The organism is Christiangramia echinicola DSM 19838 (assembly GCF_000423065.1).
Taxonomy (GTDB): Bacteria; Bacteroidota; Bacteroidia; order Flavobacteriales; family Flavobacteriaceae; genus Christiangramia; species Christiangramia echinicola.
In genome coordinates, this window is sequence record NZ_AUHG01000011.1 from 72182 (window position 1) to 96312 (window position 24131).

Here is a 24131-nt window from a genome sequence, read left to right on the forward strand (position 1 = left end):
TTGATTAAAAGTTAAGTTTAATGCTTGCGCCAATTTCTCTCATTGTAGGGTAGGCACCCGATTGGTATCCTTGTACATTACCAGAGCTTAAACCTGCTTCTGGATCTGAGTAAGGAATTTCTTTGTTGATGATCCAAAGGTTACGTCCTATTAAAGAAACTGAAGCTCTCGTAAATGGTAGCGCTTCCATCATTTTGTCGCCAAAATTATAGGTAAGATTTGCCTCTCTTAATTTTACGTATGAAGCATCATATACATGTTGTGCATTAGGAGCTCTCGCATATCCAAATGGATTCGCATATGTAGAATAATCTGCTCTTACATTATTAGAAGAGGTGTTAGTTACCTCATAAGTTCCATCAGGATTAAATGATACATCTCCCTGTACACCGTCTAGAACTATACCACCACCATTTGACAGTGAGTTTCTAATTGGGTTTCCAAGATCGTTAGTTCCTACGCTATTGGCATAAATACCAGTTGCAGCTCCGTACCATTGATCAAGAGAGAAGATATTCCCACCTTCTTGAATGTCAATAAGGAATCCAAGTGAAATGTTCTTATAAGTGAATGTATTTTGAATACCACCAATCCAGTCTGGCTGAAAATCACCAATTATATAATTGGAGTTAGGGGTTTTTGCATAGTAACCATTAGAGTTAATTACTTTATTCCCTTGGTCGTCATATACAAAGTCTGTTCCTCTAATAGCACCATATGGCTGTCCAGGAGCAGCATTAATTGATATACCTCCCTGTGGAGATGCTAACTGAAGGTTATCAATACCATCTGTTAGTTTAAGAACTTCATTCTCGTTTTTCGCCCAGTTTACATTAATATTCCAGTTGAAATCATCAGTTCTTATAGGATTGATGTTTAAAGCAACTTCAATACCTTTATTTTCAATAGTACCAGCGTTTAAAAGCTTTTCACCAAATCCAGTTGCCGTTGAAACCGGTACAGGAGTGATCTGGTCTTCAGTTTTTGAATTATAGTAAGAAATGTCAAACCCAAATCTTCTGTCGAAGAAATTAGCTTCTAAACCAAATTCGTATGACTTCATACGCTCTGGTTTTAATTCAGGGTTTTTCAATGTAAAGTTATTGCTGGCGACACCTGCTCCATCGAATGGTGCATAAACAGTGTATGTGTTAAATACGTTGTAAGGATCAGTATCGTTACCAACTTCCGCATAGTTACCTCTTATTTTAGCGAAACTTAACCAGTCGGCTTCAATTAGGTTAGATAATATAACACTAGAGGAAATAGATGGATAGTAGAACGTATTGTTTGCAGATGGAAGGGTAGAAGAACGGTCTCTACGAATAGTACCTTCAATAAAGTAAGTATTGAATAATCCTACACCTGCTCTGGCGTATACACCATCAAGCATTCTTGTCATCTCATATTCATTTGGTGGATTTAAAGGACTGGCACTGTTGCTCAATGCGTAAAATCCTGCCTTATTTAATCCGCCGTTAGTAGATGCATAAATACTGTTTCTTTCGTTTCTTCTTAGATTGAAACCAACATTTCCATCAAGGTTGATATCTTCAGTAATATCCTTGTTGAAATTCAGAATAAGATCATAGTTATATTCAGATGCTCTATTGTTGTATCTGCTATACTTGGCGATATCTGCACTACCTACGTTTATTCTTTCTTCCTGAAGTTCGTCATAAGTATCGAAAGAGAATCTACCTAGTAAACTGAATACATCATTGAATTCATAAGTTAGATTTACGTTACCGAAGTATCTGTTACGAGTATCAGTTTCATAATTCTCGAAGAATGTCCAGTAAGGGTTGTCAGAATAAATTGGTGACAAGTTACTTGGACTATTAGGATTCCAGGTGATATTCTGACCAGTCGCTTCATAAGCTCTTCTTTGCTCTGCGAAATCAACATTTGTCTGGAACCATTGTCTGAATTGCTGCATGATGTTTAATGAGCTATATCCAGTTCCATAACGTCCTTTTCCGTCGGTTTTAGTATATGTAATATTCGTTTGGGCACTGAATTTATCTGTAAAATCATGAGAACCACTAAATTTTAGTGAGTTCCTTTTAATTTTTGAATTTGGCAAGTTTCCTTGTTGATTCAGGTGAGTTCCACTAATTCTGAAAGAACTGGTTTCATTACCACCATCTAATGCAACAGAATTAATAGAGGTGTAACCCGTTTGCCAGATGCTGTTAGGGTCATTTTCTCCGGCTACCCATGGAGAAGCCTCTTGGTAAGTGCTTTCTAGTGATGGGTAAATGGAGTTCCATTGATAGATCATTCTGTCTGAGTCAAAAGGCGCTCCAAAAGAAGCATCTTCTGTAAAAGGTGTACTCTCATCTAGAGTTCCATCTTTGCTTATGTCATATAAATTGAAATACCCATCTGCAGAACCATAGTATGGACCATATCCAGCACCATATTGTTTTTGATATTCTGGCAGAGTATTTTTGTCTGCATTACTTACTGTAAGAGAAGATTGAATAGAAACTCCAATTCCTTTTTTCTTTGATCCCTTTTTAGTTTCAATAATTACAGCACCATTTGCAGCTCTTGCACCGTATAATGCGGTTGCAGCAGCACCTTTAAGTACGTTGATTGAAGCAATGTCATTTGGGTTAATGTCTGATGCAGCATTACCATAATCGTATCCACCTCTACCACTTCTCTGGTCTGAGCTGTTTGTATTAAGGTTACTAACCGGAGTGCCATCTATTACAAATAGAGCCTGGTTGTTTCCTGTTAGAGAAGAGTTACCACGTATAACAACGTTAGTAGATCCTCCTAATGTTCCGGAAGATTTGATACTTAAACCAGATACTTTACCTGATAAGGAGTTTACGAAATTTTGTTGTGGAACATCAGATACTGCTTCACCACCAACTTCCTGAGTTGCATATCCCAGAGATTTCTTTTCTCTTTTGATACCCAGTGCAGTGACAACTACCTCGTCTAATTGAGCAGAATCAGCTTCCATAACAACATCTATTTGATCGTTGTTACTAACAGTGTATTCCGCTTGTTTTAATCCTACGAAGGAAAAAACCAATACGTCTCCCTGATTTGCGTTAATGGAGTAATTTCCATCAAAATCGGTTTGTACACCAGTAGATGTACCTTTAATAACGATGTTTACACCGGGTAGGGGCAGATCGTCCTCGTCTGTTACCGTACCGGTAATCGTTCGTTCCTGTGCAAAAGTCATTTGCACAACAAACGCCAGTAATAGCGTTAAAATACTACTAAATTTTGTTTTCATTTTAAAAATTATTTGAATTAGCCAGGGCCAAAAGTGGGTAGAAATACAGAGCAATCCAAGCTTCTTGGAGCATTAGGAAATAGTTAACATTTTAAACCTCTGGGAGGGAGTGTGTAGGAGAAATAATTTAACATCAATAGCCTTTTAAGCCTTATAAATGCTGGGAAATATTAAAAAAATGAAATATTAGGAATTATTATAGGTGACCGTGTATTTATCTGTTATTAATTCTTAGTTATTTAAGTTAAATGCAGAGGATATTAAAATGGGGTTTGCTGAATTAATATTCCTACGCCAAACAATAAAATTAGTTAAACATCTAATTTTCTGAAAAATAAACCTTTCGATATTTGAATAGTATTTTTTTATTTCTACCTTTGCAGACCCTAAAAAAACAGGGGAGTAAATTTTATTAATAATTAGTGTATAGGAAATTATGCCAACAATTTCACAATTAGTACGAAAAGGAAGAGCCAAAATAACCAAGAAGAGTAAATCGGCTGCTTTGGATTCGTGCCCTCAGAGGAGAGGTGTTTGTACACGTGTGTACACAACAACTCCTAAGAAACCAAACTCTGCTATGAGAAAAGTAGCAAGGGTGAGGTTGACTAACGGGAAAGAGGTTAACGCCTACATTCCTGGAGAGGGACACAATCTACAAGAGCACTCGATAGTATTGGTTAGAGGTGGAAGGGTAAAAGATTTGCCTGGTGTTAGATACCACATTGTTCGTGGTGCGTTAGATACTGCCGGTGTTGAAGGTAGAACTCAGCGTAGATCTAAATACGGAGCAAAACGCCCTAAGAAGTAATTAAAAACTTTTAATGTAAAGAAATGAGAAAAAGACAGGCGAAAAAACGACCTCTTTTACCGGATCCAAAATTTAATGATCAGCTTGTGACACGTTTTGTGAACATGATGATGTGGGATGGTAAGAAATCGGTTGCCTTTAAAATTTTCTATGATGCAATCGCTATTGTAGAAGAAAAGAAACAAGACGAAGAGAAAACTGGATTAGAGATCTGGAAAGATGCTCTTTCTAATGTTATGCCTCACGTTGAAGTGAGAAGTAGACGTGTTGGGGGTGCAACATTCCAAATCCCGATGCAGATAAGACCAGATCGTAAAGTATCTACTGCAATGAAGTGGTTAATTAGTTTTGCGCGTAAGAGAAATGAGAAGTCTATGGCTGGAAAGCTATCTGCTGAAATTCTTGCGGCTGCAAAAGAAGAAGGAGCTGCTGTTAAGAAAAGAACAGATACTCATAAGATGGCTGAAGCTAACAAAGCATTCTCTCACTTTAGATTCTAAAACAACATGGCACAAAGAGATTTAAAATTTACTAGAAATATCGGAATTGCGGCTCACATTGATGCAGGTAAAACTACAACAACAGAGCGTATCCTTTATTATACAGGTATAAGTCACAAAATCGGTGAGGTTCATGATGGTGCTGCCACTATGGACTGGATGGAGCAAGAGCAGGAGCGTGGTATTACTATTACCTCTGCAGCTACACATTGTAAGTGGATGTATCGTGATCAAGAATTTACAGTTAATATTATTGACACTCCAGGTCACGTTGACTTTACTGTAGAGGTAGAGCGTTCATTGCGTGTACTTGATGGTGTTGTTGCATTGTTTTCTGCAGTAGACGGGGTAGAGCCTCAGTCTGAAACTGTATGGAGACAAGCTGATAAATATAGAGTTCCACGTCTAGGTTTCGTTAACAAAATGGACCGTCAGGGAGCAGATTTCTTCAACGTATGTCGTCAGGTAAGAGAAATGCTTGGTGGTAACCCGGTGCCGCTTCAGGTTCCAATCGGTGATGAAGTTGACTTTAAAGGGGTGGTAGATCTTATTTCTAAGAAAGCAATCATATGGAATGACGAAGATCATGGGATGACCTATGAGACTATCGATATTCCTGAAGAGCTTTTAGAAGATGTAAATAAATACCGTGCAGAATTAGTAGAGGCAGTTGCTGAATATGATGAAGCATTGATGGAGAAATTCTTCGAGGACGAGAGTTCTATTACTGAAGATGAGATCATCGCTGCTTTAAGAGCTGCTACTATAGATATGAGTATCATACCTATGATGTGTGGTTCTGCATTTAAGAATAAAGGTGTTCAGGCTATGCTTGACGCTGTAATGCGTTACCTTCCTTCTCCAGTAGATGTTGAAGCAATTGAAGGTACAAACCCTGATACGGGCGAAGAAGAAAAACGTAAGCCAAATGTGGATTCTCCATTTTCTGCGCTTGCATTTAAAATTGCTACCGATCCTTTCGTAGGTCGTCTGGCTTTCTTCCGTGCTTATTCAGGTACTCTTGATGCTGGTTCTTATGTATTGAACGTTCGTTCAGGTAAGAAAGAACGTATTTCAAGAATTTACCAGATGCACTCTAATAAACAAGAGCCTATAGATAGTATCGAGGCTGGAGATATTGGAGCTGCAGTAGGATTTAAAGATATTAAGACTGGTGATACTCTTACAGATTTAAACCATCCTATTATCCTTGAATCTATGTCTTTCCCTGCGCCGGTTATCGGTATTGCAGTTGAGCCTAAAACTAAGGCTGATGTTGAGAAAATGGGAATGGCTCTTGGTAAATTAGCTGAAGAAGATCCTACGTTTACTGTTAAGACTGATGAGAATTCAGGTCAAACAATTATCTCTGGTATGGGTGAGCTTCACCTTGAGATCATTATTGATCGTATGAAGCGTGAGTTTAAAGTAGAAGTTAACGTTGGTGAGCCTCAGGTAGAGTATAAAGAAGCTGTTCGTAGAGAAGCTGAACAGAGAGAAGTTTACAAGAAGCAGTCTGGTGGACGTGGTAAGTTTGCTGATATTGTTTTCACAATGGGACCAGTAGATGAAGATTTTGAAGGTGAAGGTCTTCAGTTTATCGACTCTATTAAAGGTGGGCGTATTCCAAAAGAATTTGTTCCTTCTGTAGAGAAAGGTTTCAAAGAAGCAATGAAGAACGGTCCGTTAGCTGGGTTTACAATGGATACTCTTAAGGTTGAACTTAAGGATGGATCTTTCCACCCGGTGGATTCAGATCAACTTTCTTTCGAACTGGCTGCAAAAATGGGTTATAAAGCTGCTGCTAAGTCTGCAGGTGCTGTAATCCTGGAGCCAATCATGAAGGTAGAAGTTGTTACTCCGGAAGAGAATATGGGTGATATTGTTGGTGACCTTAACAGAAGAAGAGGTCAGGTAAACAACATGTCAGACAGATCTGGAGCGAAAGTAATCAAAGCTGAAGTGCCACTTTCTGAAATGTTCGGTTATGTAACTACATTAAGAACACTTTCATCAGGTAGAGCAACTTCAACTATGGAATTCTCTCACTATGCTGAAACTCCTTCTAATATTTCTGAAGAAGTGATCAAAGCAGCTAAAGGAGCAGCAAACGAATAATCTTAAGGAAATGAGTCAAAAAATCAGAATAAAACTAAAATCTTACGATCATAACCTGGTAGACAAGTCTGCTGAGAAAATCGTAAAAACCGTAAAGACTACGGGGGCTGTTGTTACCGGGCCAATTCCGTTACCAACAAACAAAAAAATCTTTACTGTTCTTCGTTCACCTCACGTGAACAAGAAATCCAGAGAGCAGTTTCAATTAAGCTCTTACAAGAGATTACTTGATATCTATAGCTCTTCTTCAAAAACGATAGATGCGTTGATGAAGCTTGAATTGCCAAGTGGTGTAGAAGTAGAGATCAAAGTGTGATAAAACAGTTCCGCGTACTTCGGTACGCGGTTAACATGTCCGGCGCGTTTCGCAAAGGAAAAACGGTGAAAAATACAATTCAGGGCTGAATGTGTTTTTCAGCCCTTAGTTTTTTAAATAAGTAAACAATTAATAATTAATTAAATATGTCTGGGTTAATAGGAAAAAAGATCGGCATGACCAGCATTTTCGACGAGAATGGGAAAAACATCCCATGTACCGTGATTCAAGCTGGACCATGCGTGGTTACCCAAGTCAGAACCAAAGAGGTTGACGGGTATGAAGCACTTCAACTTGGTTTCGATGACAAAAAGACTGTTAATAAAGCTGCTGAAGGGCACGCTAAAAAAGCAGGAACCGTTGCAAAACGTAAAGTCGTTGAATTCCAGGGTTATAATGAAGATTACAAATTAGGTGACTCTGTTACCGTGGAACATTTCAAAGAAGGTGAATTTGTGGATATCGCAGGTACATCTAAAGGTAAAGGTTTCCAGGGTGTTGTTAAGAGACACGGATTTGGAGGAGTTGGACAGGCCACACACGGTCAGCACAACAGATTAAGAGCTCCTGGTTCTATTGGAGCAGCGTCTTATCCTGCGAGAGTTTTCAAAGGAATGAAGATGGCCGGTAGAATGGGTGGCGAGAGAGTTAAAGTTGAAAACCTGAGAGTTTTAAAGGTAGTTGCAGACAAGAACCTTTTAGTAGTAAAAGGATGTGTGCCAGGATCTAAAAACTCATACGTAATCATTAGTAAGTAATGGAAATAGCAGTTTTAGATATTAAAGGAAAAGAGACAGGCAGAAAAGCAAAGCTTTCTGATTCTGTTTTCGCTATAGAGCCTAATGACCATGCTGTTTATCTAGATGTTAAACAATACTTGGCTAACCAGCGTCAGGGAACTCATAAAGCTAAAGAAAGAGCAGAGATTGCGGGTTCTACTCGTAAGATCAAGAAACAAAAAGGTACTGGTACTGCAAGAGCAGGTAGTATCAAGTCTCCTATCTTTAAAGGTGGTGGACGTGTTTTTGGACCAAGACCAAGAAATTATGGTTTTAAATTAAACAAAAACCTTAAGCGTCTTGCCAGAAAATCTGCGCTTTCTATTAAAGCAAATGATAAGGCAATTATGGTAGTAGAGGATTTTTCATTCGACACTCCAAAGACTAAAAACTTCATGGAAGTTCTTAAGGCTCTGGGTATTGAAAGTAAAAAATCTCTAATAGTGTTGGGTGACTCAAATAAAAATGTATATTTGTCGTCGCGCAATTTAAAGACCTCTGAAGTGATAAGTAGCTCAGAATTAAGCACTTATAAAATTCTTAATGCTAAGAATATTGTATTTTTAGAAGGTTCTTTAGAAGGAATTGAGTCGAATTTAAGTTAATATATCGTTATGAGCATCTTAATTAAACCTGTTATTACAGAAAAAGCTACTGCAGATAGTGAGATGAACAATCGTTTCACTTTTGTGGTAAGTAACAAGGCAAATAAGATTCAGATCAAAGATTCGATCGAATCTGCTTATGGCGTGTCTGTTACTAAAGTTCGAACTATGAATGTCCGTCCGGATCGTAATACCAAATTCACAAAATCTGGTATGATCACTGGTAAAACTAAGGCTTATAAAAAAGCAGTAGTACAGGTGGCGGAAGGTGAGACTATTGATTTATATAGTAATCTTTAAGATTAAAGAATGTCAGTTAGAAAATTAAAACCAATTACACCTGGTCAGCGTTTTAGAGTAGTTAATGGGTATGACGCCATTACTACTGATAAGCCGGAGAAAAGCCTATTGGCGCCGATAAAAAAATCAGGTGGTAGAAACAGTCAAGGTAAGATGACTATCCGTTACAAAGGTGGTGGTCATAAAAAACGTTACCGAGTTATCGATTTTAAACGTGACAAGCAGGGGATCCCTGCCACTGTTGCTAGTATAGAATACGATCCAAACAGAACGGCCTTTATCGCTTTATTGAATTATCAAGACGGAGAGAAAAGGTATATTATTGCTCAAAACGGGCTTCAGGTAGGTCAGAATGTAGTTTCAGCTAATGAAGCTGCGGCTCCTGAAATTGGGAATGCAATGCCGCTGGCAAACATTCCTCTTGGTACTGTAATTTCTTGTATCGAGCTAAGACCAGGTCAAGGTGCTGTTATGGCACGTAGTGCTGGAGCTTTTGCTCAGTTATTGGCAAGAGAAGGAAAGTATGCTACTATTAAATTGCCTTCAGGTGAGATAAGAAGAGTTCTTGCTTTATGTATGGCAACTATAGGAGCTGTTTCAAACAGTGATCATCAGTTATTGATCGGTGGTAAAGCCGGTAGAAGCAGATGGTTAGGTATCAGGCCAAGAACAAGACCAGTAGCGATGAACCCTGTCGATCACCCAATGGGTGGTGGTGAAGGTAGAGCTTCAGGTGGTCACCCACGGTCTAGAAAAGGTCTTCCTGCTAAAGGATTCAAGACCCGCTCAAGAACAAAAGCGAGTAATAAATATATTGTAGAACGTAGAAAGACTAGAAAGAAATAAGATATGGCACGTTCATTAAAAAAAGGACCTTTCGTTCATTACAAACTGGAAGAAAAAGTGGCTCAGAATGTTGAGTCAGGAAAGAAAGCCGTGATCAAAACCTGGTCTAGAGCTTCTATGATAACTCCAGATTTTGTAGGACAAACTATCGCAGTACACAACGGGAAACAATTTGTTCCTGTTTATGTAACTGAGAACATGGTAGGTCATAAACTAGGAGAATTTTCACCAACACGTTCTTTCAGAGGACATGCGGGTGCGAAAAATAAAGGTAGAAAATAATTGAAGCTATGGGAGTTCGTAAAAGAGAAAGAGCAGAGCAGATAAAAGAAGCCAAGAAACAGGTAGCTTTTGCAAAGTTAAATAACTGCCCTACTTCACCTAGAAAAATGCGTCTTATGGCGGATTTAGTAAGAGGTGAAAAAGTAGAAAAAGCGCTTCATATTCTAAAATTCAGCAAGAAAGAAGCATCAAACCGTTTAGAGAAACTTTTAGTTTCGGCTATCGCCAACTGGCAAGCTAAGAACGAAGATGCAAATCTTGAAGAGGCTGAATTATTTGTGAAAGAGATTCGTGTTGACGGAGGAAGTATGTTAAAAAGACTTCGTCCAGCTCCACAGGGTCGTGCACACCGAATTAGAAAGAGATCCAATCACGTTACATTAGTGCTTGGAGCAAACAATAATACACAAAGCTAAGAGATAGTATGGGACAAAAAACAAATCCAATCGGGAATCGCCTTGGTATCATCAGAGGTTGGGAATCCAACTGGTACGGAGGTAATGACTACGGTGACAAGTTAGCCGAAGACGATAAGATTAGAAAGTATATCCATGCTCGTCTTTCAAAAGCGAGTGTATCGCGTGTAATCATCGAGCGCACGCTTAAGCTTGTAACCGTTACTATCACTACTGCCAGACCTGGTATCATTATCGGTAAAGGTGGTCAAGAGGTAGACAAGCTTAAGGAAGAGCTAAAAAAGATTACCGACAAGGAAGTTCAAATCAACATCTTTGAGATTAAGAGGCCAGAACTTGATGCTCATTTAGTGGGTGCAAGTGTTGCCAGACAAATTGAGAATCGTATCTCTTACCGTCGTGCAATTAAAATGGCTATCGCGGCTGCAATGAGAATGAACGCTGAAGGAATCAAAATTGAGATTTCCGGACGTTTAAACGGTGCTGAGATGGCACGTTCAGAATCATACAAAGATGGTAGAATTCCATTGTCTACTTTTAGGGCTGATATTGACTATGCTTTAGTTGAAGCACACACTACTTATGGTAGATTGGGTGTTAAAGTATGGATCATGAAAGGTGAGGTATACGGAAAAAGAGAGCTTTCGCCTCTTGTTGGTCTTGCAAAAAGCCAAGGAAAGAAATCCGGTGCCGGACGAGGTGGAAATAAATCACGTCGTAGAAAGTAATTTTTTAAAGGAAAGAAAAAATGTTACAACCTAAAAGAACAAAATACCGTAAGCAACAAAAAGGCCGTATGAAGGGCTTGTCTCAAAGAGGACATAGACTTTCTAACGGTACCTTTGGAATCAAATCTATGGATTCCAGTTTTGTTACTGCACGTCAAATAGAAGCCGCGCGTATCGCCGCTACCCGTTATATGAAAAGAGAAGGATCTATCTGGATCAAAATTTTCCCGGATAAGCCTATCACTAAGAAACCTCTTGAAGTACGTATGGGTAAAGGTAAAGGTGCCGTTGAATATTGGGCAGCTGTAGTGAAGCCAGGAAGAATCATGTTTGAAATTGGTGGTGTACCAATGGATGTGGCTAAAGAGGCATTACGCCTTGCAGCTCAGAAACTTCCTGTGAGAACTAAATTTGTTGTAGCTAGAGATTATCAAGAATAATATTGGAATTATGAAACAATCAGAAGTAAAAGAATTGTCTGTTGCAGAATTGCAAGAAGAGCTTGGTAAGTCTCAAAAAGCTTATTCAGATTTAAAAATGGCTCACGCTGTTTCGCCTTTGGAAAATCCGATACAGTTAAGAACTGTAAGAAGAGATGTGGCGAGATTAGCTACAGAGTTAACTAAAAGAGAACAACAATAATTGTTATTCTGCTGAAAGATGGAAAAAAGAAACTTAAGAAAAGAGCGTGTAGGAGTTGTTACAAGTAACAAAATGCAGAAATCCATAGTGGTTTCTGAAGTGAAAAAAGTAAAACATCCTATGTATGGTAAATTCGTTTTAAAAACGAAAAAATACGTAGCACACGACGAAAATAACGACTGCAACGAAGGTGATACTGTAAAGATCATGGAAACAAGACCTTTAAGTAAATCCAAGACTTGGAGACTAGTAGAAATAATTGAAAGAGCTAAATAACCATGGTACAACAAGAGTCCAGACTAAAAGTAGCAGATAATACCGGAGCTAAAGAAGTTTTAGCTATCCGTGTATTAGGAGGTACAAAGAAAAGATACGCATCTGTTGGAGACAAGATAGTTGTCAGTGTAAAAGAAGCTACACCTAACGGAAATATCAAGAAGGGTGCAGTTTCAACAGCAGTTGTTGTTCGTACCAGGAAAGAAGTTCGCAGACCAGATGGATCTTATATCCGTTTTGATGATAACGCATGTGTATTATTAGGTCCTCAGGGAGAAATGCGCGGAACCCGTGTATTTGGTCCTGTAGCTCGTGAACTTCGTGATAAGCAATTCATGAAAATTGTATCATTGGCACCAGAGGTGCTTTAATACATTAAGAAAATGACAAAGCTTAAAATAAAATCAGGAGATACCGTTCGTGTAATTGCTGGAGACCATAAAGGTCAGGAAGGTAAAGTGCAGAAGGTACTTATAGAAAAGAATAAAGCCATTGTGGAAGGGGTTAATATGATCTCTAAGCATGAGAAGCCTAGTGCTTCTAATCCACAAGGTGGAATTAAGGAGAAAGAAGCTCCTATCCATATTTCTAATCTTTCACTAATCGATAAGAACGGTGAAACAACGAGAGTTGGTTACAGAGAAGAAGATGGAAAGAAAGTGAGATTTTCCAAGAAATCTAATGAAGTAATATAGTTATGGCATACGTACCAAGACTTAGACAGGAATATAACGAGAGAGTGAAAAGTGCTCTTAAGGAAGAATTCAGCTACTCCAATGTTATGGAGGTGCCAAAACTTACGAAAATAGTAATTAGCCGTGGAGTTGGTGGAGCAGTGGCAGATAAGAAACTTATCGATCATGCTATTGACGAACTTTCAGCTATTAGTGGTCAAAAGGCCGTTTCTACTATTTCGAAAAAGGATGTTGCATCGTTCAAACTTCGTAAAGGAATGCCAATTGGTGCTAAAGTTACTTTACGTGGGTACAGAATGTACGAATTCTTAGACAGATTAATCACAAGTGCGTTGCCACGTGTACGTGATTTTAACGGAATCAAATCTAATGGATTTGATGGTAGAGGTAATTATAACTTAGGGATCACTGAGCAGATCATTTTCCCTGAGATCGATATTGATGCGGTGAACAGAATCGCTGGTATGGATATCACTTTCGTTACTACTGCTGAAACCGATAAAGAAGCAAAAGCATTGTTAACTGAACTAGGATTACCTTTTAAAAAGAACTAATTATGGCTAAAGAATCAATGAAAGCCCGTGAGGTAAAAAGACAGAAATTGGTAAAGAAGTACGCTGAGAAAAGAGCCGCTCTTAAAGAAGCTGGTGATTGGGAAGGCCTACAGAAATTACCAAAGAACTCTTCTCCAGTTCGTTTACATAACAGATGTAAATTAACAGGTAGACCTAAAGGGTACATGAGACAATTTGGTCTTTCTCGTGTTATGTTCAGAGAAATGGCTAATCAAGGTCTTATCCCAGGTGTTAAGAAAGCAAGCTGGTAAAAATTATAAATTGGATGAAGGTTCTAAATAATGAAAACCACATCCGCAAATAAAGATAGATGAATACAGATCCTATTGCAGATTACTTAACAAGAATCAGGAATGCAAATGCTGCAAACCACAGAGTAGTGGAAATTCCTGCTTCCAATGTTAAAAAAGAGATCACCAAGATATTATTCGATCAGGGATATATTCTTAGTTATAAGTTCGAAGATACTACCGCTCAGGGAACTATCAAGATCGCTCTAAAGTATGATAAACTTACTAAGGAGCCAGTAATTAAGAAAATTCAAAGAATAAGTAAACCTGGTTTACGTAAATACGCCGGATCAACTGAGATCCCAAGAATCCTTAATGGACTTGGAATTGCTATTGTTTCTACTTCTCACGGAGTAATGACAGGTAAGCAAGCGAAAGCAGATAAAGTTGGTGGTGAAGTATTATGCTACGTTTACTAATACTTAAAAGACTAAAGAAATGTCAAGAATAGGTAAAAACCCAATTACGATCCCAGAAGGTGTGACAGTAGATCACAAGGATGGTATGGTAACGGTAAAAGGAAAATTGGGAGAACTTAAACAGGAAGTAAAAGACATCGATGTTAAGATCGAAGATAATGTTATTACTTTTGAGCGTTCTTCAGAGAAAAGTGATCAGAAAGCTAAACATGGTTTATATCGTGCGTTAGTTAACAATATGATAGAGGGAGTTTCGAACGGTTATACTAAATCACTAGAATTAGTAGGTGTAGGTTACCGTGCGACCAACCAGGGGAACAAGTTAGATCTTGCAGTTGGATTTTCCCACAATATTGTACTAGATTTGGCTCCAGAAGTTAAAGTGGAGACAATATCAGAAAAAGGTAAGAATCCTATCGTGAAGCTTACTTCTCATGACAAACAACTTGTTGGACAAGTTGCAGCGAAGATCCGTTCATTCAGAGCACCAGAACCATACAAAGGAAAAGGTATTAAGTTTGTAGGAGAGCAATTGAGAAGAAAAGCAGGTAAATCAGCTTAATAAAGTTTAGTTATGGCATTATCAAAATTAGATAGAAGAAATAAAATTAGAAAACGTATCCGTAAGGAAATCGTTGGAACAACAAGCCGTCCTAGATTATCTGTTTTTAGAAGCAATAGAGAAATTTATGCTCAGATCATCGATGATGTAGAAGGTAAAACTTTAGCGTCAGCTTCTTCGAGAGATAAGGATATCGCTTCTGCATCTGCAGATAGAAAAGAGCAGGCTCAAATGGTTGGGAAAGCCATTGCAGAGAAAGCGAAGAAAGCCGGAATAGATACTATCTCTTTCGATAGAGGTGGGTATTTATATCACGGTAGAGTTAAATCATTAGCAGAGGGTGCTCGCGAAGGCGGACTAAAATTCTAGAAAATATGTATCAAGATTATAAAAACGTAGAACATGTAAAACCAGGAGGTCTTGAATTGAAAGATCGTTTGGTTGGAGTACAACGTGTTACTAAGGTTACAAAAGGTGGTAGAGCCTTTGGATTTTCTGCTATTGTTGTAGTAGGAGATGAAAATGGTGTAGTTGGGCAAGGACTTGGAAAATCTAAGGAAGTTGCAGACGCTATCTCTAAGGCGGTAGAAGACGCTAAGAAAAATCTGGTACGCATTCCTTTACATAAAGGAACTTTACCTCACGAACAAAAAGGTAAGTATGGTGGAGCAAGAGTAATGTTGCTTCCTGCTGCTGCCGGTACCGGTATTATTGCTGGTGGTGCGATTCGTGCGGTATTGGAATCTGTAGGAGTACATGATGTACTTTCTAAGAACCAGGGATCTTCAAACCCTCACAACGTTGTAAAAGCTACTTTTGATGCCTTACTTCAATTAAGAAGTGCCGAGACTGTTGCAAAACAGAGAGGTGTTTCATTGGAAAAGGTTTTTAAAGGATAAATCAAGGAATAAGATGGGAAAGATAAAAGTCACAAAAGTAAAAAGTGCAATCAACCGCACAAAGAATCAAAAGCTTGTTCTTGAGTCATTAGGACTTAAGAAAATCGGGCAGACGGTTGAGCATGACGATACGCCAAACATCCTTGGTATGGTAAATAAAGTTAAACACTTAGTTTCTGTCGAAGAAACAAAATAATAATCTCTCATGGATTTAAGTAACTTAAAACCTGCAGAAGGTTCAGTTAGAAAGAATAGCAAGCGTATTGGTCGTGGTGAAGGATCTGGTAAAGGTGGAACCGCTACCAGAGGTCACAAAGGTGCCAAGTCACGTTCTGGTTATTCGAAAAAGATCGGTTTTGAAGGAGGGCAGATGCCACTTCAAAGACGTGTGCCTAAGTTTGGATTCACAAACAGAAACCGTAAAGTATACCAGGGTATTAACCTGGATACTCTTCAGTCTCTTGTTGATGAAGGAAGAATTAAGGATACAGTTGATATGGACGTGTTGGTTGAAAACGGTTTAGCCGGAAGAAACGAGCTTGTTAAGATATTAGGTAGAGGTGAATTAAAGGCAAAGTTGAAAATATCTGTTCATAAATTTACGGCCTCAGCGAAAGAAGCTATCGAAGCTGCCGGAGGTGAAGTTGTTACTTTATAATAGATAATCAAATGAAATTCATCAATACGATTAAAAATATTTGGAAAATCGAGGAGCTAAAAAATAGAATTTTAGTTACCCTCGGTTTGCTTTTGGTATATCGATTCGGTGCACAGGTTGTGCTTCCCGGAATTGATGCCGCCCAGTTATCAAATCTGGCGAACCAAACAGATAGTGGTTTATTAGGCCTGCTTAATGCCTTTACCGGAGGTGCGTTTTCTAACGCCTCTGTATTTGCATTGGGTATTATGCCTTACATTTCTGCTTCTATTGTGGTTCAATTGATGGGGATTGCAATTCCTTATCTTCAGAAACTTCAAAAAGAAGGAGAAAGCGGGCGTAAGAAGATTAATCAGATCACACGTTGGTTAACGATCGCAATTACCCTGGTACAGGGGCCTGGTTATATCTATAACCTGTTTGCTACGTTACCGGGAGAAGCATTTATGTTGGGGGATAACCTTACATTCGTGATCTCATCGGTAATCATCCTTACTACAGGTACTATATTCGCGATGTGGCTTGGTGAGAAGATCACAGATAAAGGTATTGGTAACGGTATTTCATTATTGATTATGGTTGGTATTATTGCCACCCTGCCACAAGCCTTTATTCAGGAATTCGCTTCAAGAGTATTTGAATCGAATGGTGGTCTGGTAATGATTCTGATAGAATTAGTTATCTGGTTTGCTATTATCATGGCTTCAGTTATGCTGGTTATGGCGGTTCGTCAAATACCAGTGCAATATGCCAGAAGATCTGCTTCAGGTGGATATGAAAAGAATGTTTTCGGATCAAGACAATATATTCCGTTAAAACTGAATGCTTCAGGAGTTATGCCTATCATATTTGCTCAGGCAATTATGTTCATACCTGTCGCGGTTGCTGGTCTTTCAGATTCAGATACTGCACAGGGAGTAACGGCAGCATTTCAGAATATATTCGGATTCTGGTATAATCTTGTGTTCGCATTATTAATTATAATATTTACGTATTTCTATACGGCGATCACAGTTCCAACAAATAAAATGGCAGACGATCTTAAGAGAAGTGGTGGTTTTATTCCTGGTATTCGTCCGGGAACAGAAACTGCTGAATATCTGGATCGTATTATGTCCCAGATAACCCTTCCAGGATCAATCTTCCTGGCACTTATTGCAGTGTTCCCTGCGATAGTATTTTCTTTGCTGGGTGTACAGCAGAGTTGGGCGTTATTCTTCGGAGGTACCTCGCTTTTAATTATGGTTGGAGTTGCAATAGATACTATGCAACAGGTAAATTCTTACTTGCTGAATAGACACTATGACGGATTAATGAAAACAGGTAAAAACAGAAAAGCAGTAGCTTAATTATGGCAAAGCAAGCAGCGATTGAACAGGATGGAACTATCATTGAAGCATTGTCTAATGCAATGTTCAGGGTAGAATTAGAGAATGGTCACGTCGTGACTGCCCATATCTCCGGGAAGATGCGTATGCATTACATTAAATTGCTTCCAGGGGATAAGGTAAAACTGGAAATGAGTCCTTACGATTTAACTAAGGCTCGAATAACTTACAGATACTAAAAAGTAATTTTCAGCCTTTTATAAATTTTTCATACTTTTGCACTCTGAAAAATTTACGACGGCTAAAATTTCACCTTAAGAGTTAAATCTCTGCCGGTGAATAAAAAAGGAATAAGATGAAAGTTAGAGCATCAATAAAAAAGAGAAGTGCCGACTGCAAAATTGTACGCAGAAAAGGGCGCCTTTACGTAATTAACAAAAAGAATCCTAGATTTAAACAAAGACAAGGCTAATTATGGCAAGAATTGCAGGGGTAGATATACCTAAACAAAAGCGAGGAGTTATAGCATTGACCTATATCTTCGGAATTGGCAGAAGCAGGGCTCAAGAGATACTTGCACAGGCTAAAGTAGACGAAAGCAAGAAAGTTTCAGAATGGGACGATGAGGAGATCGGAAAGATCCGTGAAGCCGTTGGTCAGTTTACAATCGAAGGTGAGTTGCGTACAGAAGTTCAGATGAGCATCAAACGTCTTATGGACATTGGATGTTACAGAGGTATCCGTCACAGAGCCGGATTACCTTTAAGAGGTCAGAGAACCAAAAACAACTCCAGAACCAGAAAAGGAAGAAGAAAAACAGTTGCTAATAAGAAAAAAGCAACTAAATAGTAAGTAGTATGGCAAAGAAAGCAAATCCAAAAGCTAAAACTCAGAAGAAACGTAAAGTAATCGTTGAGTCCAACGGTGAAGCACACGTAACTGCTTCCTTCAACAATATCATTATTTCCCTTACTAATAAAAAGGGTGATGTTGTAGCATGGTCTTCTGCAGGGAAGATGGGCTTTAGAGGATCTAAGAAGAATACTCCTTACGCTGCACAGCTAGCTGCTGAAGATGCTTCTAAAGTAGCTCACGAAGCTGGCTTGCGTAAAGTAAAAGTATACGTAAAAGGTCCAGGAAATGGTAGAGAATCTGCAATTAGATCTATCCATAACAATGGTATAGAGGTAACTGAGATTATCGATGTAACACCACTTCCACATAACGGTTGTCGTCCACCAAAGAGACGTAGAGTTTAATAATTTTAATTAATAGGAGAGGAATTAGATTATCGAAGGACTTATGCCTTAATTCATAATCCCTTTCTAAAACAACTATAGTAATGGCAAGATATACTGGTCCAAAAACTAAAATAGCCCGTAAATTCGGAGAAGCTATTTTTGGAGACGACAAATCTTTCGAAAAAAGAAATTATCCTCCAGGACAACACGGTAATAACCGTCGTCGTGGAAAAAAATCAGAATACGCTATCCAGTTAATGGAGAAGCAAAAAGCCAAGTATACTTATGGTATCCTTGAGCGTCAATTCCGCAACATGTTCGAAAAAGCAACCCGTGCCCAGGGAATTACTGGTGAGGTGCTTCTTCAACTTTGTGAGTCTCGTTTAGATAACGTAGTGTACCGTATGGGTGTTGCTCCTTCAAGAAGAGCTGCCCGTCAATTAGTTGGTCACCGTCACATCACAGTAAACGGAGAACTTGTAAATATTCCTTCTTACCACTTGAAAGCTGGGGATGTTGTTGGAGTTAGAGAAAAATCCAAATCACTTGCTGTGGTTCAGGAGTCATTATCAAATAACAGCAGTGTTTACGAATGGATTTCATGGAATTCAGAAAAGAAAGAAGGTACTTTCGTATCTGTTCCTGGAAGAGTTCAAATTCCTGAAAACATTAATGAACAATTTATAGTCGAATTATATTCGAAATAATAATTCACACAGAAGTCGAAATATGGCAATACTAAATTTTCAGAAGCCCGATAAAGTTATAATGATTGATTCAACCGATTTCGAAGGGAAATTTGAATTTCGCCCTTTGGAACCTGGATATGGATTAACTGTTGGTAACGCTTTAAGACGAGTGCTTTTATCTTCTTTGGAAGGTTTCGCGATCACTTCAGTAAGAATCGAAGGTGTAGATCACGAATTTTCTACCATCGCAGGAGTAGTAGAAGATGTAACCGAGATAATCCTTAACCTGAAGCAAATCAGATTCAAAAGGCAAATCGATGAGATCGATAACGAATCGGTTACGATTTCGGTTTCCGGAGAAGATCAGTTAACTGCCGGTCACTTCCAGAAATTCATCTCAGGATTTCAAGTTCTTAATCCAGACCAGGTAATCTGTCATATGGATAAGAAAGTAAGCCTGAACATGGAAGTTACTATCGAAAAAGGTAGAGGTTACGTTCCGGCTGAAGAAAACAAGAAGGCCAATGCTCCTCTAGGTACGATTTTCACCGATTCTATTTACACTCCTATTAAGAATGTAAAGTATAGCATCGAGAACTATCGTGTGGAGCAGAAGACTGACTATGAAAAACTGGTATTCGAAATAATCAGCGACGGTTCTATTCATCCAAAGGATGCATTAACTGAAGCAGCTAAGACGCTTATTCACCACTTCATGTTATTCTCTGATGAGAGAATTACTTTAGAAGCTGATGAAATCGCTCAAACTGAAACTTATGATGAAGAATCTCTTCACATGAGACAACTTCTTAAGACCAAGTTGGTAGATCTTGATCTTTCGGTAAGAGCTCTAAACTGTCTTAAAGCAGCAGAGGTTGATACTTTAGGTGACCTTGTATCTTACAACAAGAATGACTTGATGAAATTCAGAAACTTCGGTAAAAAATCACTTACTGAACTTGAAGAGCTTGTAAGCAACAAAGGTTTAAACTTTGGAATGGACCTTTCTAAATATAAATTAGATAAAGACTAGTCAGAATTTAAATTCTACTGGTATTTAAAATATAACAATAGTCATAATTTGCTCCTCAAAATGAGTTGCAGCAAGATGACGAAACAAAAAATGTCATGAGACACGGAAAGAAAACAAACCACTTAGGTAGACAAACTGCACATCGTAAGGCAATGCTTGCGAATATGGCATGTTCCCTGATCGAGCACAAGCGTATTAATACGACTGTTGCTAAAGCTAAAGCTCTTAAAGTATTTGTAGAGCCATTAGTAACTAAGTGTAAAAATGATACAACGCATAACAGACGTCTTGTGTTTAGTAAACTTAGAAGCAAAGAAGCGGTAAGCGAATTGTTTCGTGAGGTAGCTCCTAAAGTAGGAGATCGTCCGGGAGGATATACCAGAGTTATTAAACTTGGTAGTCGTCTTGGAGATGCTGCAGAAATGGCGCTTGTAGAACTAGTAGACTTCAATGAAACCTACAACGTAGGAGAGAAGCCTAAGAAGAAAAAATCTACTCGTCGTGCTGGTAAGAAGAAAGCTGAAGATACAGCTTCTACTGCTGAGCCGAAAGAAGCTTCTGCTAAAGAAACTAAAAAACAAGAGCCAAAGGCTGAAGAGTCTAAAGCTGAAGAAAAAAAAGACGATAAAAAAGAAGAATAGATATGATTCTTATTATCGCCTAAATTTTAAAAGGATAAACTGTTTCAGTTTATCCTTTTTTTATATCTTTTTTTAAAACATTTTCATGAAAATTTCGATTCTCACCTTCGTAATCATTTTAATTTGTATTAGTTCTGTTTTTTCTCAGAATTTGAATGAAGAAGAAATGGATGTTAATAATACTATGAGAAACTCTAATTGGATTGTAGGGAGAAAAGTGAAAAATCAGGTTCGGGAAGGTTCCACTTATATAAATAAGGATTGGTCATCTGCTCAAATCTATTTAACCGGAAGAAAACTAAATCTGTTACAAGTCAATTATAATATTGAAAAAGACGCGATAGAATTTCTCGGAGTAAAGGATAGTCTATATGCTTTTACAGGGAATAATATAGATAGCCTAAAAATTAATGGAAAGCTATTAATCCCAATCAGTAAAGATGGATCAAGATTTGAGGAATTACTTTATTCTCATAACGATTTCATGTTCTATAAATCATTTGAGACCAAAACTTACAAACAATCAATTAATCCTTTAAATGGAAGATACGATGGCCCAGATAGAATAAGGGTTGTTGAAAATTATTATTTTTCTGAAAATGGAAAATCAGAATTAATTACATTAAACAAAAGGAATATTTTAAAATATTTTGACGATCAAAAGCAAGAAGTGAAGAAAATTACGAAAGACGAAAACTGGTCGTTAAGGAAAGAAGGAGAAGTAATTAAGCTTTTAAATTTATTACATACCAATGAAATATCAGGCTAAACGTAAGGCGATTATCTTATTAGAAGACGGAACCATTTTTTATGGTAAAGCAGTTGGAAATAAAGAGGGAAGTGCAACAGGAGAAGTTTGTTTTAATACGGGAATGACCGGTTACCAGGAGATCTTTACAGATCCATCTTATTTTGGTCAGTTAATGGTGACAACCAATGCACATATTGGTAATTACGGTACTAGCGGAAGTGAAAACGAATCTGATTCGCCTAAAATTGCCGGCCTTATCTGTAAGAATTTTAGTTACACTCAATCTAGGCCTGCTGCTGACAGAACTCTGGAGGAATTTCTGGAGGAGAGTAATATTTTTGCTATTTCAGATGTAGATACCAGAGCTTTGGTGACCTATATTCGTGAAAATGGTGCTATGAATGCTATTATATCTACAGATGTTGAAAATATAGAAGGTTTAAAGAAAGAGCTTGCCGAAGTTCCAGATATGAACGGTCTTGAACTTGCCTCAAAGGTTTCTGCAAAAAAACCTTATTTCTTCGGGAATGAAAATGCTACTTACAAGATCGCAGCTTTAGATGTAGGGATTAAAACTAATATTCTGCGAAACCTGGCAGAAAGAGATGCTTATATAAAGGTGTTCCCATATGATGCTACTTACGAGGATATGAAAGAGTGGAATCCTGACGGCTATTTCCTATCAAATGGTCCTGGTGATCCTCAACCCTTGGAAAGTGCAATAAATGTCACTAAAACGATCATAGAAAAGGATCATCCATTATTCGGAATTTGTCTTGGTCATCAGATCATAGCCATTGCTAATGGAATTGATACATATAAAATGCATCATGGACATAGGGGTATTAATCATCCTGTAAAGAACATGGTAACCGGTAAAGGAGAAATCACTTCTCAAAACCACGGTTTCTCTGTAGATAAGGAACAAACCGAAGCACATCCGGAAGTTGAAGTAACTCATATTTGTTTGAATGACGGTACTGTAGGAGGTCTGGCTATGAAGAACAAGAATACCTTTTCAGTGCAATATCACCCAGAAGCAAGCCCTGGGCCACACGATGCAAGTTATTTATTTGATGAATTTATTGATAGGATAAAATCTGTAAAGGTTTGATATTATATAATTTGAGTATTTTAAAAAGCCGGACTTATTTAGTTCGGCTTTTTTTATCACTCTTGGGGATGCAATAAAATTTGGTATTAAATTATATTGGTATAGCTTTGAGTATTCTTCAATTTAGTTTTAATGAAAAAGCTTTTATTTTTTCTTACATTTTTTGGTTCCTTAAATGTTTCCTCTCAAGAAACAACTACCGCAAGCCAGTTTTCCTTGAATCTTTTAGCGCCTTCTGCTGAATATGAGTTAGCGGTAGCCGGTCGCTCCACAATAGATATGAACCTGGGGGTGGGTTTTGCCTATCATAATTCTTCCTACGGTGGGGAAGCATTCGGTCTATTTCCAGGAATCGAGGCTCAGTATCGTTACTATTATAATTTCGGTAATAGAGTTGATAAGGGAAAAAAGACATCGGAAAATAGCGCAAATTATATCGCCGGAGTAGCCTCTATTACGAGCGGAAAACCAATTATTGGTGATCTGGAATATACAGATGATTTTGCCGGTTTTGTTGGTCCTGCCTGGGGCTTGCAAAGAATTTACAATAGTGGCTTCAAATTAAATCTTAATCTTGGACTAGGTATGGGTTTTAATGAAGGTGGGAATGCTTATCTCACTCCTTTATTCGGACTGCAGTTAGGATGGAAATTAGGAAGGTAGATTCATGAAAAAAATTCATTTTTTGCTTCTATTTATCCTGGGTGCTATTCCTGCTCATTCGCAGTTTAGTCCAAAGATATACGCTGGATTTAATGGCTTATACAATAAAGGATTTGAGAAGAATATCTATGGTTCGTTCGAAATAGGTGCAGAATTATTTGAAGTTGGATTTTTAGCTCCAGAAATAGGTTTAAAGTATTATACAGGTTCTCCTAAAGAATTGGAAGTTTTAAATTTTGATCAGAATCCTCCTGAGGGCCTTGCGAAATTTGACTCCAGATTTAACTCTTTCGTAATCTCACTAGGCCCGAAAATAACCTTTGGTAATGAAGAAGCAGCTTTAGTGATTATTCCGGAATTCAATATTGGTAATATTAGAACATACAAGCGCTATTTCTCTCCTAATAGAAATTCATATGAGCTTTCTGAGGCAATTGATGATTCGCAGAAAATTGATTTCTGGAATTTTTCGGCTGGGATTGAAGGGAATTTCTTTGATCTGGATAAAGTTACTTTTAGTGTTTTATTGAACTATAGCACTATAAATACAGAGAAAGAATTTAATAATTTACAGTTCGCCAATACTTCTCGAAATTACAATGGCGGCAGTGAAGATGGTATTGGACTAACCATTCGAGTTTATGTTGATATATTCCAGAAATAGCCTCTCATTATCTTATTTAGCGAAAACG

General features: G+C 38.0%; 37 protein-coding genes. 36 read left to right on the forward strand and 1 reads right to left on the reverse strand.

Translation table 11 applies throughout. The annotated features are described in order from the left end of the window. Window positions 1–4: 4 nt before the first annotated feature. Window positions 5–3262, reverse strand: a complete 3258-nt coding sequence (locus tag G530_RS0105285) for a SusC/RagA family TonB-linked outer membrane protein (protein ID WP_026933541.1) — start codon at window positions 3260–3262, stop codon at window positions 5–7. Window positions 3263–3698: 436 nt separating this feature from the next. Here G530_RS0105285 and rpsL point away from each other — a divergent pair, with 436 nt between their 5' ends. The 36 genes from rpsL to G530_RS0105460 all read left to right on the forward strand — a co-directional run bounded on the left by rpsL (window position 3699) and on the right by G530_RS0105460 (window position 24103). After that, window positions 3699–4073, forward strand: a complete 375-nt coding sequence (gene rpsL / locus G530_RS0105290) for a 30S ribosomal protein S12 (protein ID WP_010230128.1) — start codon at window positions 3699–3701, stop codon at window positions 4071–4073. 23 nt (window positions 4074–4096) lie between these two features. Then, window positions 4097–4573, forward strand: a complete 477-nt coding sequence (gene rpsG / locus G530_RS0105295; RefSeq protein WP_026933542.1) for a 30S ribosomal protein S7 — start codon at window positions 4097–4099, stop codon at window positions 4571–4573. A gap of 6 nt (window positions 4574–4579) precedes the next feature. Continuing rightward, window positions 4580–6691 carry an elongation factor G gene (fusA, locus tag G530_RS0105300; protein WP_026933543.1) on the forward strand — a complete coding sequence of 704 codons (2112 nt, stop codon included), beginning with the start codon at window positions 4580–4582 and terminating at the stop codon, window positions 6689–6691. Between the two features lie 10 nt (window positions 6692–6701). Further along, entirely contained in the window at window positions 6702–7007 is a 306-nt protein-coding gene (rpsJ, locus tag G530_RS0105305; protein WP_026915146.1) for a 30S ribosomal protein S10, read from the forward strand. Between the two features lie 146 nt (window positions 7008–7153). After that, complete coding sequence (rplC, locus tag G530_RS0105310) at window positions 7154–7765, forward strand: 50S ribosomal protein L3 (protein ID WP_026933544.1); 612 nt, start codon at window positions 7154–7156, stop codon at window positions 7763–7765. Further along, window positions 7765–8391 (forward strand): 50S ribosomal protein L4, encoded by a 627-nt coding sequence (gene rplD, locus G530_RS0105315; RefSeq protein WP_026933545.1) that lies wholly within the window; start codon window positions 7765–7767, stop codon window positions 8389–8391. Before rplC ends, rplD begins: the two co-directional genes overlap by 1 nt. A gap of 9 nt (window positions 8392–8400) precedes the next feature. Continuing rightward, window positions 8401–8691, forward strand: a complete 291-nt coding sequence (gene rplW, locus G530_RS0105320; protein WP_011710694.1) for a 50S ribosomal protein L23 — start codon at window positions 8401–8403, stop codon at window positions 8689–8691. A 9-nt stretch (window positions 8692–8700) separates the two neighbouring features. Next, a complete protein-coding gene (gene rplB, locus G530_RS0105325) occupies window positions 8701–9537 on the forward strand; it encodes a 50S ribosomal protein L2 (RefSeq protein ID WP_026933546.1) in 837 nt (278 codons plus the stop codon). Between the two features lie 3 nt (window positions 9538–9540). Beyond that, entirely contained in the window at window positions 9541–9819 is a 279-nt protein-coding gene (gene rpsS, locus G530_RS0105330) for a 30S ribosomal protein S19 (RefSeq protein WP_026933547.1), read from the forward strand. Between the two features lie 8 nt (window positions 9820–9827). Continuing rightward, entirely contained in the window at window positions 9828–10235 is a 408-nt protein-coding gene (gene rplV, locus G530_RS0105335) for a 50S ribosomal protein L22 (RefSeq protein ID WP_011710691.1), read from the forward strand. A gap of 8 nt (window positions 10236–10243) precedes the next feature. Continuing rightward, on the forward strand, window positions 10244–10963 hold the full coding sequence (gene rpsC / locus G530_RS0105340) for a 30S ribosomal protein S3 (RefSeq protein WP_026933548.1): 720 nt from the start codon (window positions 10244–10246) through the stop codon (window positions 10961–10963). A 20-nt stretch (window positions 10964–10983) separates the two neighbouring features. Then, complete coding sequence (rplP, locus tag G530_RS0105345) at window positions 10984–11403, forward strand: 50S ribosomal protein L16 (protein WP_011710689.1); 420 nt, start codon at window positions 10984–10986, stop codon at window positions 11401–11403. 10 nt (window positions 11404–11413) lie between these two features. Continuing rightward, window positions 11414–11605, forward strand: a complete 192-nt coding sequence (gene rpmC, locus G530_RS0105350; RefSeq protein WP_026933549.1) for a 50S ribosomal protein L29 — start codon at window positions 11414–11416, stop codon at window positions 11603–11605. 18 nt (window positions 11606–11623) lie between these two features. Beyond that, the gene (rpsQ, locus tag G530_RS0105355; RefSeq protein WP_011710687.1) at window positions 11624–11881 is read left to right on the forward strand and encodes a 30S ribosomal protein S17; all 258 of its coding nucleotides are present in this window, start codon (window positions 11624–11626) and stop codon (window positions 11879–11881) included. Between the two features lie 2 nt (window positions 11882–11883). After that, window positions 11884–12252 (forward strand): 50S ribosomal protein L14, encoded by a 369-nt coding sequence (gene rplN, locus G530_RS0105360; RefSeq protein ID WP_026933550.1) that lies wholly within the window; start codon window positions 11884–11886, stop codon window positions 12250–12252. A 12-nt stretch (window positions 12253–12264) separates the two neighbouring features. Next, window positions 12265–12576, forward strand: coding sequence for a 50S ribosomal protein L24 (gene rplX, locus G530_RS0105365; protein ID WP_026933551.1), 312 nt, complete (start codon window positions 12265–12267; stop codon window positions 12574–12576). A gap of 2 nt (window positions 12577–12578) precedes the next feature. Then, entirely contained in the window at window positions 12579–13130 is a 552-nt protein-coding gene (gene rplE / locus G530_RS0105370) for a 50S ribosomal protein L5 (protein ID WP_026933552.1), read from the forward strand. A 2-nt stretch (window positions 13131–13132) separates the two neighbouring features. Then, window positions 13133–13402 carry a 30S ribosomal protein S14 gene (gene rpsN / locus G530_RS0105375; RefSeq protein ID WP_026933553.1) on the forward strand — a complete coding sequence of 90 codons (270 nt, stop codon included), beginning with the start codon at window positions 13133–13135 and terminating at the stop codon, window positions 13400–13402. 59 nt (window positions 13403–13461) lie between these two features. Then, window positions 13462–13860, forward strand: coding sequence for a 30S ribosomal protein S8 (gene rpsH / locus G530_RS0105380; protein WP_026933554.1), 399 nt, complete (start codon window positions 13462–13464; stop codon window positions 13858–13860). A gap of 19 nt (window positions 13861–13879) precedes the next feature. Next, the gene (rplF, locus tag G530_RS0105385) at window positions 13880–14422 is read left to right on the forward strand and encodes a 50S ribosomal protein L6 (RefSeq protein ID WP_026933555.1); all 543 of its coding nucleotides are present in this window, start codon (window positions 13880–13882) and stop codon (window positions 14420–14422) included. A 12-nt stretch (window positions 14423–14434) separates the two neighbouring features. Further along, the gene (gene rplR / locus G530_RS0105390) at window positions 14435–14791 is read left to right on the forward strand and encodes a 50S ribosomal protein L18 (RefSeq protein ID WP_026933556.1); all 357 of its coding nucleotides are present in this window, start codon (window positions 14435–14437) and stop codon (window positions 14789–14791) included. Window positions 14792–14796: 5 nt separating this feature from the next. Then, entirely contained in the window at window positions 14797–15321 is a 525-nt protein-coding gene (gene rpsE, locus G530_RS0105395) for a 30S ribosomal protein S5 (protein WP_011710679.1), read from the forward strand. Window positions 15322–15334: 13 nt separating this feature from the next. Next, on the forward strand, window positions 15335–15517 hold the full coding sequence (rpmD, locus tag G530_RS0105400; protein WP_026933557.1) for a 50S ribosomal protein L30: 183 nt from the start codon (window positions 15335–15337) through the stop codon (window positions 15515–15517). Window positions 15518–15526: 9 nt separating this feature from the next. Further along, window positions 15527–15979 carry a 50S ribosomal protein L15 gene (gene rplO, locus G530_RS0105405; protein WP_026933558.1) on the forward strand — a complete coding sequence of 151 codons (453 nt, stop codon included), beginning with the start codon at window positions 15527–15529 and terminating at the stop codon, window positions 15977–15979. Between the two features lie 11 nt (window positions 15980–15990). Continuing rightward, complete coding sequence (gene secY / locus G530_RS0105410; protein ID WP_026933559.1) at window positions 15991–17328, forward strand: preprotein translocase subunit SecY; 1338 nt, start codon at window positions 15991–15993, stop codon at window positions 17326–17328. Window positions 17329–17330: 2 nt separating this feature from the next. Next, the gene (gene infA / locus G530_RS0105415) at window positions 17331–17546 is read left to right on the forward strand and encodes a translation initiation factor IF-1 (RefSeq protein WP_011710675.1); all 216 of its coding nucleotides are present in this window, start codon (window positions 17331–17333) and stop codon (window positions 17544–17546) included. A gap of 116 nt (window positions 17547–17662) precedes the next feature. Continuing rightward, entirely contained in the window at window positions 17663–17779 is a 117-nt protein-coding gene (ykgO, locus tag G530_RS17455) for a type B 50S ribosomal protein L36 (RefSeq protein ID WP_010519235.1), read from the forward strand. Window positions 17780–17781: 2 nt separating this feature from the next. After that, the gene (gene rpsM / locus G530_RS0105420; protein WP_026933560.1) at window positions 17782–18156 is read left to right on the forward strand and encodes a 30S ribosomal protein S13; all 375 of its coding nucleotides are present in this window, start codon (window positions 17782–17784) and stop codon (window positions 18154–18156) included. 8 nt (window positions 18157–18164) lie between these two features. Then, window positions 18165–18566, forward strand: coding sequence for a 30S ribosomal protein S11 (gene rpsK / locus G530_RS0105425; protein WP_026933561.1), 402 nt, complete (start codon window positions 18165–18167; stop codon window positions 18564–18566). Window positions 18567–18649: 83 nt separating this feature from the next. Continuing rightward, window positions 18650–19255, forward strand: a complete 606-nt coding sequence (rpsD, locus tag G530_RS0105430) for a 30S ribosomal protein S4 (RefSeq protein WP_026933562.1) — start codon at window positions 18650–18652, stop codon at window positions 19253–19255. 22 nt (window positions 19256–19277) lie between these two features. Beyond that, window positions 19278–20270, forward strand: coding sequence for a DNA-directed RNA polymerase subunit alpha (locus G530_RS0105435; RefSeq protein ID WP_026933563.1), 993 nt, complete (start codon window positions 19278–19280; stop codon window positions 20268–20270). Between the two features lie 95 nt (window positions 20271–20365). Continuing rightward, on the forward strand, window positions 20366–20911 hold the full coding sequence (gene rplQ, locus G530_RS0105440) for a 50S ribosomal protein L17 (RefSeq protein ID WP_026933564.1): 546 nt from the start codon (window positions 20366–20368) through the stop codon (window positions 20909–20911). A 151-nt stretch (window positions 20912–21062) separates the two neighbouring features. After that, a complete protein-coding gene (locus G530_RS0105445; protein WP_156888597.1) occupies window positions 21063–21680 on the forward strand; it encodes a hypothetical protein in 618 nt (205 codons plus the stop codon). Then, window positions 21664–22776: a glutamine-hydrolyzing carbamoyl-phosphate synthase small subunit gene (carA, locus tag G530_RS0105450; RefSeq protein ID WP_026933566.1), complete on the forward strand. Its 1113-nt coding sequence runs from the start codon at window positions 21664–21666 to the stop codon at window positions 22774–22776. The genes G530_RS0105445 and carA overlap by 17 nt, the downstream gene beginning before the upstream one ends. Before the next feature lie 132 nt (window positions 22777–22908). Further along, on the forward strand, window positions 22909–23439 hold the full coding sequence (locus G530_RS16580) for a hypothetical protein (RefSeq protein WP_051199695.1): 531 nt from the start codon (window positions 22909–22911) through the stop codon (window positions 23437–23439). A 4-nt stretch (window positions 23440–23443) separates the two neighbouring features. Further along, window positions 23444–24103 (forward strand): hypothetical protein, encoded by a 660-nt coding sequence (locus G530_RS0105460; RefSeq protein WP_026933567.1) that lies wholly within the window; start codon window positions 23444–23446, stop codon window positions 24101–24103. The last annotated feature ends 28 nt before the right edge of the window (window positions 24104–24131 follow it).